The 12,970-nt window shown below is 67.7% G+C and carries 16 protein-coding genes; 1 reads left to right on the top strand and 15 read right to left on the bottom strand.

The genetic code is table 11. The annotated features are described in order from the left end of the window. Positions 1–38 precede the first annotated feature (38 nt). The 4 genes from G7043_RS24785 to G7043_RS24800 are packed head-to-tail and all read right to left on the bottom strand — an operon-like array spanning position 39 to position 2,960. Positions 39–608, bottom strand: a complete 570-nt coding sequence (locus G7043_RS24785) for an RsiG family protein (protein ID WP_166049256.1) — start codon at positions 606–608, stop codon at positions 39–41. Positions 609–668: 60 nt separating this feature from the next. After that, positions 669–1,493, bottom strand: coding sequence for a BKACE family enzyme (locus G7043_RS24790; protein WP_166049258.1), 825 nt, complete (start codon positions 1,491–1,493; stop codon positions 669–671). Between the two features lie 19 nt (positions 1,494–1,512). Then, the gene (gene ygfZ, locus G7043_RS24795; protein ID WP_166049261.1) at positions 1,513–2,574 is read right to left on the bottom strand and encodes a CAF17-like 4Fe-4S cluster assembly/insertion protein YgfZ; all 1,062 of its coding nucleotides are present in this window, start codon (positions 2,572–2,574) and stop codon (positions 1,513–1,515) included. Beyond that, positions 2,571–2,960: a Fur family transcriptional regulator gene (locus G7043_RS24800; RefSeq protein WP_166049435.1), complete on the bottom strand. Its 390-nt coding sequence runs from the start codon at positions 2,958–2,960 to the stop codon at positions 2,571–2,573. The genes ygfZ and G7043_RS24800 overlap by 4 nt, the downstream gene beginning before the upstream one ends. A 71-nt stretch (positions 2,961–3,031) precedes the next feature. Between G7043_RS24800 and G7043_RS24805 the strand changes: the two genes are divergently transcribed. Continuing rightward, the gene (locus G7043_RS24805; protein WP_166049263.1) at positions 3,032–3,874 is read left to right on the top strand and encodes an aminodeoxychorismate lyase; all 843 of its coding nucleotides are present in this window, start codon (positions 3,032–3,034) and stop codon (positions 3,872–3,874) included. Positions 3,875–3,933: 59 nt separating this feature from the next. Here the strand turns inward: G7043_RS24805 and G7043_RS24810 are convergent, their stop codons facing one another. The 11 genes from G7043_RS24810 to G7043_RS24855 form a co-directional block, all read right to left on the bottom strand. Continuing rightward, entirely contained in the window at positions 3,934–6,468 is a 2,535-nt protein-coding gene (locus tag G7043_RS24810; protein WP_166049265.1) for a glycosyl hydrolase family 18 protein, read from the bottom strand. 84 nt (positions 6,469–6,552) lie between these two features. After that, on the bottom strand, positions 6,553–7,404 hold the full coding sequence (locus G7043_RS24815) for a 5-oxoprolinase subunit C family protein (RefSeq protein WP_166049267.1): 852 nt from the start codon (positions 7,402–7,404) through the stop codon (positions 6,553–6,555). Beyond that, positions 7,401–7,988, bottom strand: a complete 588-nt coding sequence (pxpB, locus tag G7043_RS24820) for a 5-oxoprolinase subunit PxpB (RefSeq protein ID WP_166049269.1) — start codon at positions 7,986–7,988, stop codon at positions 7,401–7,403. The genes G7043_RS24815 and pxpB overlap by 4 nt, the downstream gene beginning before the upstream one ends. A 109-nt stretch (positions 7,989–8,097) precedes the next feature. Beyond that, entirely contained in the window at positions 8,098–8,730 is a 633-nt protein-coding gene (locus G7043_RS24825) for an FABP family protein (RefSeq protein ID WP_166049271.1), read from the bottom strand. Between the two features lie 265 nt (positions 8,731–8,995). Continuing rightward, the gene (locus G7043_RS24830; RefSeq protein ID WP_166049273.1) at positions 8,996–9,295 is read right to left on the bottom strand and encodes a DUF1416 domain-containing protein; all 300 of its coding nucleotides are present in this window, start codon (positions 9,293–9,295) and stop codon (positions 8,996–8,998) included. 5 nt (positions 9,296–9,300) lie between these two features. Continuing rightward, a complete protein-coding gene (locus G7043_RS24835; RefSeq protein WP_166049275.1) occupies positions 9,301–10,146 on the bottom strand; it encodes a sulfurtransferase in 846 nt (281 codons plus the stop codon). 30 nt (positions 10,147–10,176) lie between these two features. Continuing rightward, the gene (locus tag G7043_RS24840; RefSeq protein WP_166049277.1) at positions 10,177–10,620 is read right to left on the bottom strand and encodes a DUF4395 domain-containing protein; all 444 of its coding nucleotides are present in this window, start codon (positions 10,618–10,620) and stop codon (positions 10,177–10,179) included. A 71-nt stretch (positions 10,621–10,691) separates the two neighbouring features. Then, positions 10,692–10,769 (bottom strand): putative leader peptide, encoded by a 78-nt coding sequence (locus G7043_RS50430; RefSeq protein ID WP_352235731.1) that lies wholly within the window; start codon positions 10,767–10,769, stop codon positions 10,692–10,694. Positions 10,770–10,848: 79 nt separating this feature from the next. Then, positions 10,849–11,265 (bottom strand): thioredoxin family protein, encoded by a 417-nt coding sequence (locus tag G7043_RS24845; RefSeq protein ID WP_166049279.1) that lies wholly within the window; start codon positions 11,263–11,265, stop codon positions 10,849–10,851. Further along, complete coding sequence (locus G7043_RS24850) at positions 11,262–12,080, bottom strand: LmeA family phospholipid-binding protein (RefSeq protein WP_166049281.1); 819 nt, start codon at positions 12,078–12,080, stop codon at positions 11,262–11,264. The genes G7043_RS24845 and G7043_RS24850 overlap by 4 nt, the downstream gene beginning before the upstream one ends. Continuing rightward, the gene (locus tag G7043_RS24855) at positions 12,077–12,799 is read right to left on the bottom strand and encodes an alpha/beta hydrolase family protein (protein ID WP_242642578.1); all 723 of its coding nucleotides are present in this window, start codon (positions 12,797–12,799) and stop codon (positions 12,077–12,079) included. Before G7043_RS24855 ends, G7043_RS24850 begins: the two co-directional genes overlap by 4 nt. Between the last annotated feature and the right edge of the window lie 171 nt (positions 12,800–12,970).

Here is a 12,970-nt window from a genome sequence, read left to right on the forward strand (position 1 = left end):
TGCTCAGAAAGTGGAACGACCGTCCCAGAATGTGGGAGTCAGCTCTTCCTGCGGTGGTGTCCGCGCTCGGCCGCCAGCAGCTCGTCCACCGACGCGCTCCCGCGCTGGTAGCGCGAGGCGATCTCGGCGTTGAGCTTGTCCACGACCACCTGCACCTCACGGCGCCGCACCGACACCGAGGCCTCTTCCGAGATGAAGATCTCCAACGCCTCGCCGAGGCGATCGTCGGACAACTTGCTCACGTCGGAGAGGTCCACGTCGGAGACGAGCGCCTCGACGTGCCGTTGGTGTGCATCAGCCCGTGACGGCTCATGGGTCTGGTACCGGCCCAGACCGGTCGCCGGCCCAACGGCGTTCGTGGACAGGATCGTGGCCAGTTGCTCGACCACCGCCGAACCGCCGGAACTGCGGCGCTCCTGTTCCGCCCGCACGATGTCGATCCGCGCGTGCAACAGCCGCCGCAGGTAAGACAGGTCGGTCTCTTCCTGCGCTGCCTCGTCGCGGAGTTCGCGCACCTCGACGAGCGGGCGCTGCTCGACGCCCTCCGTGTAGTCGGGGGCGAGCACCCGGTCGATTCGGCGGCGCCCGCCAGGACGCACCTCGATCACGTGTCCATCCTGCGGTAGATCCTCCTCACCCGCCAACACATCCCATGCACCAAACGTGTCTCAAATGTGCACGCCCAGGAGCTTCCGCGTCTCATCTGGCGACAAAGCAGGCCGTTGAGCGATCTTCGCCAGACCTGCCGCGCGCGCTACGAGCTGTGCGTTGTCCCGCACGGGCACACCACGTGAGTAACTGATCGTGTCTTCCATACCCACTCGGAGGTGGCCACCCGCACCCAGTGCGGTGAACATCACCGGCAAAGTGGTCCGGCCGATCCCGGTGGCGGAAAAGGTTGCCCCTTCTGGCAGAGCGTTCGCTGCTGCGACCAGAGTGGCGGCGTCGCCGGGCATGCCGCCGGGCACGCCCATCACGAAGTCGACGTGCACGTGCCCGCCCGCGGGCAGGCCGTGCTGGTCCAGCAGGCGCTTCAACGACGCCAGCTGACCGATGTCGAAGATCTCGTACTCCGGCACGATGCCGCGTTCCTGCATGCCCTTGTGCAGGGAGACGATGAACTCCCAGCGGTTCATGAACACGTCGTCACCGAAGTTGACGGTGCCCATCGTGCAGGACGCCGAGTCCGGCATCGCGTCGAGCACGCGCAGCCGGTTCTCCTCAGGGTCGTGCACCGACCCGCCGGTCGAGAGCTGCACGACGAGGTTGGTCTCGGAGCGCAGAGCCTCGACGGTGGCCTTCAGCCGACCGAGGTCCAGCGACGGCTTGGTGTCCTCGCCGCGGATGTGGACGTGGATCATCGCCGCGCCGACCTGCTCGCAGCTCTGCGCCGTCGAGACCAGCTCTTCCAGGGTCACTGGAAGCTGCGGGACGTCGGCTTTGGCGTGCTCCGCTCCGGTGGGAGCGACCGTGATGAGAGTGCCCAAGGACATAGCTCGGGACTCTAGGGGTTCATCCCCGCAGGTTGCGAACGGCTTCCCGGCCCAGACCGGGGGTGTCCGGCGGCACCGAGTCGGGGTCGATTCGTGCCTGAACTTCCCTTTCCGGGGCCCCGGCGACGAGGTCGGAATCCACCGGCACAGAGCGCTTGACCAGCGCCAACGCGATCGGGCCGAGCTCGTGGTGCAGCACCACGCTGCCCACCCGGCCGACCGCGCGCCCGTCCAGCGTGACCGGGTCACCGGTCTCCGGCTGGGCGTCCGCAGAACCATCCAGGTGGAGTAGGAGCATCCGGCGCGGCGGACGGCCCACGTTGTGGACCTTCGCGACCGTCTCCTGGCCCCGGTAGCAGCCCTTGCTCAGGTGCACGGCCGGGTCGATCAGGTTGACCTCGTGCGGGATCGTGCGCTCGTCGGTGTCGACGCCCTGGCGCGGCCGCAGTGCCTCGACCCGCAGCGCCTCGAACGCGAAGCTGCCCGCCGGCCGCGCGCCCGCGTCGGTGATCCGCTGCCACCACTGCTCGCGTTCGGCACGCGGCACCAGCAGGTCGAACGAGCTCTGACCAGGCCACGACGTGCGGCGCACGAACCCGTCACCCAGCGGCTCGACGGCGGCGGGCACCGGGACGTCCAGCTTCTCCAGCAGCGCGACCGCGTCCGGTCCGACGATCGACAACAGCGCGAACTCGGCCGTGGCGTCGCGCGGCTCGACCTTGGACCAGAAGACCATCTTCTTCAGGTACGCCAGCAGGTCGTCGACCTTCTCGACGTCCAGGAACACCGTGCCGCCGACGTTCGCGACGACCATGTGGTGTTCGAGCCGGCCCTGCGCGTCGAGGATCAGCGCCTCGGTGTGCGCGTTCTCGCCGAGCTGCTCGAAGTGCTGGCTGGTGAGCTGGTGCAGCCACGTGAGCCGGTCCTCGCCAGGGACCGCGATGACGCCGCGGTTCGAGCGGTCGACGACCACCACCGAACGGGCGGCCGAACGCTGTTCGGCGAACGGGTCTCCGTAGTGCCAGGCGACGCCGGCATCGGTGGAATCGTCTGGCGGCGGGACGGCTCCTGGGAGGGTCACTCGGTCTCCTGCTCCTGCTTCAAACAGTCGCGGCACGTGCCGGACAGCGCGAGATGGCTTGCATCCAGTTCGAACCCGTCACGCGCCCGCAATGTTCCGACCAACGGGTCGAGAAGCTCACACGGGATCTCGTCGATCCGACCGCACACGTGGCACACGAGGTGCACGTGCTGGTGGTCGTCGACCGAGTAGCTCGGCGCGCCGTGGCCCAGGTGCGTGTGCCGCACCAGCCCGAGCCGGTCCAGCAGGTCGAGCGTGCGGTAGATCGTCGTGATGTTGACCGTCGGCGCGGTCTCCTGGACGCGCTGGCAGATCTGCTCGGGCGTCGAATGCTCCAGCGACCTGACCGCGTCCAGCACGAGCTGGCGCTGCGGCGTCATCCGCATGCCGCGGTCGTGCAGCGTTTTGCGCAGGCCTCTTGCGGTCTCCACATCACCGATGTTAGTAGGCTCGTCGCATGCGCGTGCTGGCACTGCTCGACGGAACCCTCGCTGACCCCGACTCGCCGCTGATCCGCGTCGACGACCTCGGGCTCATGCGCGGTGACGGCGTGTTCGAAACGATCCTCGTGGTCGACGGGAAGCCCCGCGAACTCACACCGCACCTGGACCGGCTCGACCGGTCCGCGGCCATGCTCGACATGCCCGCACCGCCGCGCGCGGAGTTCGAGCGCGCGGTCGAGCTCGTCATCGGCAACTGGGCCGGCGGCCGGGAGTTCGCCCTCAAGCTCGTCTACACCCGCGGCATCGAGGGCGGCGACGGCACCGGCACCGGGTTCGCGCTCGGCATGGAGATCGGCGCGAAGGTGCTCAAGCAGCGCGCTGAGGGCCTGTCCGCGGTGACTCTGGACCGCGGCATCGAGCCGGACCTCGCCGACCGGGCGCCGTGGCTGCTGCTGGGCGCCAAGTCGTTGTCGTACGCGATCAACATGGCCGCGATTCGCGAGGCCGAGCGCCGCGGCGCCGTCGAGGTCATCTTCACGACCTCCAGCGGGTCGGTGCTCGAGGGCCCGACCTCGACCGTGGTTCTGGTCCGCGGCAAGACGCTGGTGACGCCGCCGTCGAAGCTCGGCATCCTGCCCGGCACCACCCAGTACGCGTTGTTCCGCGCCGCCGAGCGCGCCGGCTGGACCGTGCTCGTGGAGCCGATTCAGACCAGCGAGCTCTACGACGCCGAGGGCGTGTTCCTCGCGTCCAGCGTCCGCAAGATCACGCGGGTGCACACGCTGGACGGCAAGCAACTCCCGGACTCCTCCACCCTGCTCACCGAACTCCAGGGCCTCTACGAGTCCGAGTACTGAGTCCATGGGGGGCACATTCATGGACCTCAGGTCCATGAATGTGCCCCCCATGGCAGTTTTTAGCGGAGTCCGGCGTCTACCGCGGCCATAAGAGGGCCGCGGTCACCCGACATCTCCCAGAACATCGCGCCCAGCAGGTTCTTCGACTTCAGCCACGCGGTCTTGCGCTGGATCGACCACGCGTCGTCGAAGGTCCACCACTGGTTGCCGGTGTAGCAGGACGTCGCCACGGCCACCTCGTCGTGGAAGACGGTGCAGTTCGGCACGGACGCGACGAGGTTGGCGTACCCGCGCGTGCCCGCCTCCTCCGGGAACTGGCCCGGCGCCGCACCACCCGCGGCCTGCCACTCACCGTTCTTGCCGCCGTTGGTCACGTTCTGCCAGCCGCGGCCGTAGAACGCGAGCCCGAGCGTGATCTTGCGCGACGGCACCCCGGCGTCGAGGTACTCGTTCACCGTGTTCTCCACGCTGAAGTGGAACGGGTACGGGTCGTCCGGGTCCGGGTACAGGTTGCCCTGGTGGCCGGTGCGGTTCGGCTCCCACGAGTTGTCGCTGCCGGAGCCGTGGAAGTCGTAGCCCTGCACGTTGAAGATGTCCATCGACTGCGCGACCCGCGCGAGCTCCCAGCCCGCCGCGATCTTGGCCGGGTCGGCCGGGGTGAACGCGGTGAGCTGGTAGCGCTTGCCGGTCGTGGCGCCGTACGCGTCGATCTGCCGGCGGAACTCCTCGATCAACAGGGAGTTGTTGACCTTGTCCTGGGGGCCGAAGTGGTTGCCCGCGTGGCCTTCCGCTCCCGGCCATTCCCAGTCGAGGTCGAAGCCGTCGAAGATGCCCGCCGCCGTGCCGGGGCCGCCCGCGCCGTTGTAGACGGGCAGGTTGCCCTTGAGGTAGATGTCGATGCACGACGACACGAACTTCTTGCGGGACGCGTCGGTCGCCGCGACGTCGGAGAAGTACTTCGAGTACGTCCAGCCGCCGAGCGAGATCAGCACCTTGAGGGCCGGGAACTTCGCCTTGAGCTTGCGGAGCTGGTTGTAGTTGCCGCGCAACGGTTCCCAGCCGCTGTCGGCGACCCCGTCGACGGACTGCGCCGCGCTCATCGGCCTGCTGTAGTCGGCTTCGGCGTCGCCCGCGCCGTCACCCTGGTTCGGGTCCTGCGGGTTCGGGCTCGTGCCCTTCGTGACGCCGTGCAGACACGTCAGGTTGACGGGATCGATGTTGCCGAACGCGTAGTTGACGTGGGTCAGCTTCGCGGCGTCCATGTCCTTCACGAAGTACTGGCGTCCGTAGATGCCCCACTGCACGAAGTACCCGACACGGGCGTAGCCGCCGACGATGTCACTGGTGCGTTCGGTCAACGCGTTGCTCGCTGCGGACACGTTGTCGTAGATGTCGCGCGCCCTGACGGTGAAGGTGTAGCTCGTGGACGGCGCGAGGCCGCTCACTGTTGTCGACGTGCCGGAGACCGTCGTCTTCACGGTCGAGCCGACGTAGACGTCGTAGTTCGCGACGCCCCGGTTGTCGGTGGAAGCGTTCCAGGCCAACGTGATGCTGCCCGCGTCCTTCGCTGTGGCGCGCAGGTTGCCCGGTGCGGTGGGTGGCGTGGTGTCGTCGGCGGGGTTGTTGGTCGTGACGCTCAGTGCCGCGCTGGCCGCGGACAGGGTTCCCTTGGTGTCCTTGGCTTTCACGGTGAACGAGTAGGAGGTGTTCGGGTTCAGGCCGGCGACGATCGCGGACGTGGTCGTGCTGCTCGTCGCGAGCGTGGAGCCGTGGTAGACCTCGTAATCCGCGATCGGCAGCGAGCCTGCCGTGGAGGCGTTCCACTGCAACGACACCGTGCGCGTGGTCTTGGTCGGTGAGGCCAGACCCGTTGGGGCGCTGGGCGGAGTGTCCGCGCTGCCGTCGCAGTTCGCGTTGTTGATGCGGCAGGTCACCGGGTCGACGTTCTGACTGATCGAGAACGTCGGGCTGTAGGGCTCCGTGCTGCCACCCGCGGCCACGGTCTTGTTGTAGTGGACAGGGGTGACCGTGACCTGGTTGCCGCTCTGGCTGACCGTGCCGTTCTGGCCGTTGCCGACCGTCACGCTGTTGGGCAGCGTGACGGTGATCGACCAGTCAGTGATGGCGGCGGTGGTGTGGTTGCGCACGATGAACTTCGCCGTGCCGCCGGTGACCGAGTAGTCAGCGGTGAGACCGGTCGGCGCGGGCGGTGGATCGCCGCTGCCGTCGCAGGCCATGTTGTTGATCGTGCAGGTGGTCGGGTCGGCCGCGGTGCTCAACGTGAACGTCGGGCTGTACGGCTCGGTGTTGCGTCCCGGCGGAAGGTTGTTGATGTAGAAGGCCGGAGTGAGCGTCACTCGCGTGCCGTTCTGGGTGGTCGTCGCGTTCTGGACGTTGCCGACCGTGACACCGGCCGGCAGGTCGAACTTGATCGACCACCCGTTGAGCGCGGTCGTGGACGCGTTGGCGACCACGAACTTGCCACTCGTGCCGGTGCGGGAGAAGGTCGCGGTGATGCCCGTGGCAGCCCGTGCGGGGACCGCCAGGGCGAGCACAGCGACCAAAACCGCCAGCAGGGCAGGGATTCGGCGCATGCGGAACTCCAGATTGGTAGAGGTCCGCGGCGGCCTGCCGGTTACGTTATTTGGTCTGGACCACTTCCGTCAACGCTCTGGCCCTCAGTCGATCGGGCGGAACCGGATGCGCGTGCCAGGCCGGGCCTGGCCGAGAAACCGCAGGTGATCGCAGTCGACGACCCCGATGACGGGGTAGCCGCCGGTCGTCGGGTGATCGTTCAGGAAGACCACGGGCTGCCCGTCCGGCGGCACCTGAACCGCGCCGGTGATCATCCCCTCGCTGGGAATCTCCCCGTCGCGACGATTCAGCTTCGTGCCCTGCAGTCGTGCGCCGACTCGGTTGCTGCGGTCGGACACGGTCCAACTTCCTTGCCGCAGCTGGGTTTCCGCGTCGTCGAACCAGTCGTCGCGTGGGCCGAGCCTGATCGGGATGACCAACGTTTGCAGGATCCGGATCGGTGGCACCACGTCCGCGCCGTTCGCCGGCTTCGGTGGGCCGAGCGTGAGAACGTCGTTGTCCCGCAACGGGTCTGGACCGATTCCGGAGAGCAGGTCGGTGGAGCGGCTGCCGAGTTCTTCCGGGGTCTGGATGCCGCCGGAGATCGCCACGTACGTCCGCAGTCCGGTGTCGGGAGTGCCGATCTCCAGGGTGGCGTTCTGCTTCAGGTGCAACGGTTGGTGTGAATCGGCGAGCCTGCCGTCGATGCGGACCTCGACACCCGGTCCGGTGACGGCGATCGTGCAGGACACCTCGGCGCGGATGTGGGCGCCGCCCAGCAGGAGCTCGAGCCCGGCCGCGGTTTCGTCGTTGCCGACGAGCCGGTTGGCCAGGGTCAGTGAGTGCGGATCCACCGCGCCGGAGGGCGGGACGCCGAGGTGCGCGTTGCCCGGCCGGCCGAGGTCCTGGATCAGGGCCTGCGGACCGGTGCGGAGGATCGTGACGGTTCTGGTCATGCGATCACGAACCTGACCTGGTCACCGGGCTGCAGGAACGCGGGGACGTCGGCCTTGGGGTCGAACAGGGCGATCTCGGTCCGGCCGATCAACCGCCAGCCGCCCGGTGTCGCCCTGGGGTAGGCGGCGGTGAACTCGCCCGCGATGCCGACCGAGCCCTGCGGGACCTTCGTGCGCGGGGAGTCGAGGCGTGGCTGCTGGAGTTGCTTCGGCAGCCCTGTGAGGTACGCGAATCCCGGGGCGAAGCCGCAGAACGCCACTTCGTAGGTGGCCTCGGTGTGGAGCTTCACGACCCCGTCCGGTGTTGTCTGCGCTGTTTCCGCGACCAGGTCGAGGTCCGGGCCGTCGTAGATGACGGGGACGGTGATCTCGCGCGGGTGCGTTGCCGGCGCCTTGGTGAGGTCGATGTCCTTGAGGGCGTCCCTGACCTGTTGAAGAGCGCCCTTGACCAGCACTGTCCGGGCGGCCGGCACCAGTTCCTCGACGCCGTGGATTCCTTGGAGGGCTGCGCGGACGGCCGCCACCTCGGTCAGCGAGTCGACCTCGACCAGGAGCGCATCGGTTCCGCAGCGCCGTAGCAGCATGGGCACATGCTACGGGGAATCGTGGGATTGTTGAACAATCCGACACACCGATCGTTCAACAATCCTTACCGTGGATCGAAGGATCGTTGAACAATCGGGTGCGAACGAACTAGCCGACGACGCGCTTGAGGTGCGCGGACGCGTGCGGCTGCAACGGCTGGCCCACCATCGCGCGCTCCTCGACGTACGCGAGGTCGCCGTTGTTGACGATGCCGTAGAGGCGCTGCGAAGCCTGGACGTCCTTGGCCGTGGCGGAGCGGATGATCGCATCCGACTCGAACTCCCACGACGTCTGCGTGCGCACCTTGCCGTAGTACAGCTCGACGATGCCCGTGTTGTGCGTCAGCAGCAGCTCGATGGTGTCGTCCTGCTGGGGACGCCAGAAGCCCTGCTCGCGTGCCGCAGGGCGGATCACTTCGCCGGCCTCGTTGAGCAGCCACGAGCGGGCCTCGTAGATGAGGAACGGGCGGCCGTCGTGGGCGAACGTGATCTGCTGGCCGAAGCGGAACGGGCCCTCGATCGTCGGGTAGACGATCTCTCCCTCGCCTCTCCAGACCCCCACCAGAGGGAGGACTCCCAGGAGGGCGTCGTTGAGGTCGGCGCCTTCCCGCAGGTTCGCCGTGTCGCCCTGGATGGGCATGTCGGTGAACTGCGGGAGGTTGCGCTCGCGGGTCGAGGCGGCTCGTTCTTCGGCCAGGCGGATGGCCTCGTCGCCGCTGCCCGGGGTCGGGGTGCTGGTCATCGCTGGTCGGAGTAGAGGCGGTACACGACGTAGGCCGCGAACCACATGACCGCGATTGTCACTAGGACCAGGAGTCCGGTGAAGATGTGTTCCACGGCGTAGAGGATATCTCGGGTGGGATGACGTGCAGGGTTGTGGTGGTGGAGGACACCGGGACCTCCGTTTCAGGCAAGAGCGCCTCGGGCTTCGCCATCGGCTTGATTTCGCCGCATACGCGGAAGCCCCCGCCGGTTTCACCGGCGGGGGCTTCGTTTTACCTGCTGGGTCAGGCGACCGCGATTTCCACGGCGTGGACGCCGGGGCCGGACGCCGAGACGTCGGCCTGGCCGTTGCCGGTGCGGTGCAGTGCGCGGACGGTCCAGGTGCCGGGGGCCGCGAAGAAGCGGAAGTCGCCCTCCGGGGAGGAGACCACCTCGGCGGTGAACTCGCCGGTCGAGTCGAGCAGGCGCACGAAGGCGCCGCCCACTGGGGTGCCCTCGTTGAGGACCTTGCCCTCCAGGACCGTTTCGGTCGTGTCGGACTCGATGGTGCCGCCCTGGGCGGGCGCGCCGCAGCCGTTGGTCATGATGATCAGGCCTCCTTGCCGGAACCGAGTTCGATCGGCACGCCGACGAGCGAGCCGTACTCCGTCCAAGAACCGTCGTAGTTCTTGACGTCTTCGTGGCCGAGCAGCTCGCGCAGGGCGAACCAGGTGTGCGAGGAGCGCTCGCCGATGCGGCAGTACGCGATGGTCTTGCGGGAGCCGTCGAAGCCTGCCTCGGCGTAGATTTCGCGGAGTTCTTCGTCGGACTTGAAGGTGCCGTCCTCGTTGGCGGCCTTCGACCACGGCACGTTCACGGCCGAGGGGATGTGGCCGCCGCGCTGGGCCTGTTCCTGCGGGAGGTGGGCCGGGGCGAGGAGCTTGCCGGAGAACTCGTCGGGGGAGCGGACGTCGACCAGGTTCTTGTTGCCGATGGCGTCGACGACCTCGTCGCGGAAGGCGCGGATCGAGAGGTCCTGTTCCTGGGCCTGGTAAGAGGTGGCGGCGCGGGTGACCTCTTCCTTGTCCAGGGGGCGGCCGTCGAGCTCCCACTTCTTGCGGCCGCCGTCGAGGAGCTTCACGTTGGTGTGGCCGTAGAGCTTGAAGTACCAGTAGGCGTAGGCGGCGAACCAGTTGTTGTTGCCGCCGTAGAGGATCACCTGGTCGTCGTTGGAGATGCCCTTGGCGGAGAGCAGCTTCTCGAAGCCCTCGCGGTCGACGAAGTCGCGGCGGATCGGGTCCTGCAGCTCGTTCTTCCAGTCGATTTTGACGGCGCCGGGGATGTGACCGCCTTCGTACGCGGTGGTGTCCTCGTCGACCTCCGCGAAGACGACGCCGGGCGTCTGGAGGTTCTCCTCGGACCAGGCGGCCGAGACCAGCACGTTCTCACGGCTCATGGGAAGTTGCTCCTGTTGTAGTACTGGGCGTTATTGCGATTGCGGACGTGCGAGGGCGGGTGCGTACCGGCGCAGCAGCAGGTACATCTCGCACCCGAGGCACAGGCCGAGCGCGGCGTTGAGCAGCGCTGCGATCAGTGCGAAGCCGGTCGCGACCATGCCGAGAGTGGTGAGGCCCGTGGCGTAGCCGAGGGTGCCGACCAGCGCGAAGACGAAGCCGACGCCTTGGGCGAAGCGCAGTGGTGCGGCCTCTTCGCGTTCGGTGGTCGGGGTGATCCTCGGCTGGATCGCGTAGCGGTAGACGTGACCCCACGGGTTGAGCTTCAGCGAGATGAACGCGCACATCGCGAAGAGCACCGTCTGGGCGGCGAGGAGTCGCCACCAACCGGTGAGCAGCACGACGGCCAGGACGACGGTGGTCATCCAGGCGGAGAAGCGCGGTCCGCGCGGGTCTACTGGGGCATCTTTGGGCACGACGACCTCCGGGCATTCGGACGAGGAGAAATCAGTCCGTCAGAGGTAGCTGTGGGCGTCAAGCAGCCCAATCAGCTCGTCGTGCGACACAGGCTGCTGCGCACGCGGCACAGGTCAACCGCGCGTCGCTTCGTGAGCAGCATGGTCATGCCAGCGAGGGTAGCCCTCAATCCCTCGGTCCGGGAGGTATGTCCATCTGGTGGAACAACGCAGGTTCACTCGACCGGATTAGGGCAAATGCGGCTGCAGGGCCGCCAGCAACGAGTCGCGTTTAGGCACGCCACCGACTCGCAACACCTCGGTGCCGTCGGCGGTCAGCGCCAACGTCGTGGGGGTGCGCATGACGCCGAGCTGTGCGGCGACGTCGGGGAGGTCGGTGACGTCCAACTCGGCGTGGGTGAGGCCGTCGGTGCGGTCGGCGAGATCGCGCAGGATCACCTTCGCGTGGCGGCACGGCGCGCAGAACGTGGTGGAGAGCTGGACCAGCGTCACCCCCGGCGCGAGCAGGTCGCGCACGGGGACGGGCAGGTCCATCGAGTCGGCCGAGGAGTCCCGGCGGGAGATGCGGCCCTCGCGGACCTTGAACAGCACACCGATCGCGCCGGCCACGGCCAGCGCGCCCAGCAGCGCCCACACACCAGTCATCGTTGGACCAACGGTACATCCGTGATCTTGCCGGTGAGCTTGAACGCACCGCTCTCCACCTCAACGGCGGTAGGCGTCACACCGAACGGGAGCTTGCCCGGGTCGATCTTGATCGCGAGTGCCTGGCGCAGCTGCGGGACGATCTGGTTGAGCGAGATGTCGTCCAGCTCGATGTTGGCGATGTTGATCTGGATGGCGCCGCTGACCAGGGCGATCTGGCCGTACGCGGTGAGCGTGACGACCTTGCCGGCGACGTTGGTCTGGCCGGAGAGCTTGATCGCGGCGGTGGTCTTGGGCGCCAGCGGGTCGGCCGGGGTCGGCGTGGCGACGCGGTTGTCCGGTTCGATCGAGAGCTTGTCGAACGGCGTGACCTGGTTCGCGAGCCGGTTCAGGTCCGGTGCCTTGATCTTGACGCTGCCCTCGACCTCGTCGATGGTCGCCTTGGAGACGTTGCCCGCCAACAGGTCCGCGAGCTCGACGCGGGTGTGCCGGAGGTCGGCGCCGATGTCGAGGTCGCGCAGGTCGACGCCCTGCTGCTCGTCCTTGATCGGCACGCCCAGCGCGTCGATCCGGACGTGCGTGTAGTCACCGCGCAACGCCTGCAGGATGAACGGGAACCCGTTGATGCGGACGTTCGGGTCCTCGTTGAGCTGCAGCTTCTCGCGCATCCGCTGGGCGATCTGGTACTCGCCGGCCGCCGCCAGCGCGAAGTCCGCCGCCACCAGCAGCACGCCCAGCACCAGCACGGTGATGATGAGGAACTTGCCGCGCCGGGACTTCTTCTTTCGCGGCCGTGCAGGGGTGTGCGCAGTCATTCCTCGTCCTCGACTTCACCGGCGATCCATGCCGCCATCCGGTCTACCAGGTCTGGAGTCGCGGCTGATTCCGCGTGCCGCATGCCGCTCTCGATCCACAGCTCGGCATGTCCCAAGGACGCGCGGTGCAGGGACATGGCGTGTTCCACGCTGAAATAGTGATCCAGGTCACCGTGCACGATCAGCAGCGGGGTGGGTGTGATGCGTGCCACCACCTCCAGCGGACTCTCCGGCGTCTGTACCCAGCTGTCGCCGAGCCGAACCCCCATCGCTCGTGCCGCCAGTTTCCCGTGTGGCTGCTCCAGCAGCCAGTGCACCCGGCGCATGGGCGCGGTCTCGCGGGACCACCAGCGGGACGGTCCGCTCACCGAGACGACGGCGTCGGGCCTGGTCTCCCCCAGTGCCGCGTGGCGGATGACGATCGAGGCGCCCATCGAGAACCCGACCGTGGCGATCTTGCGGTAGCCCAGCGACCGAGCCGTTCGGACGGCGGCTTCCACGTCGTGGATCTCGTCCGCGCCGACCGTGCAGCGTCCTTCGGAGCGTCCGTGGCCGCGGAAGTCGAACGCGACGACACCGCCGTGCGTGGCCAAACGGGCGAGCACCCGAGAGACGTACGGCTTGGTCACGTTGTTCGTGAACCCGTGTCCCACAACGAAAGCGAGGTCGTTTTCACTCTTGTAGTGGACGCCGTGCAGGCGCACTCCGTCATGTGACATGGATGTAACAGGCGTGACGCTTGTGGAAACAACTGTGAGCACGGCTTCTTGACCTGGGACTTTCTGGGGTTGCACAGGTATTGTCTCCGTCATCCGCAGGCAACGGGGCCCGGTCACCGTACGCCCGTGTGCTGGTCAGAGGTGACCAGACCACGGCCGATTAGGAGGGCG

The sequence above is a fragment of the Lentzea alba genome (assembly GCF_011067745.1).
Taxonomy (GTDB): domain Bacteria; phylum Actinomycetota; class Actinomycetes; order Mycobacteriales; family Pseudonocardiaceae; genus Lentzea; species Lentzea alba.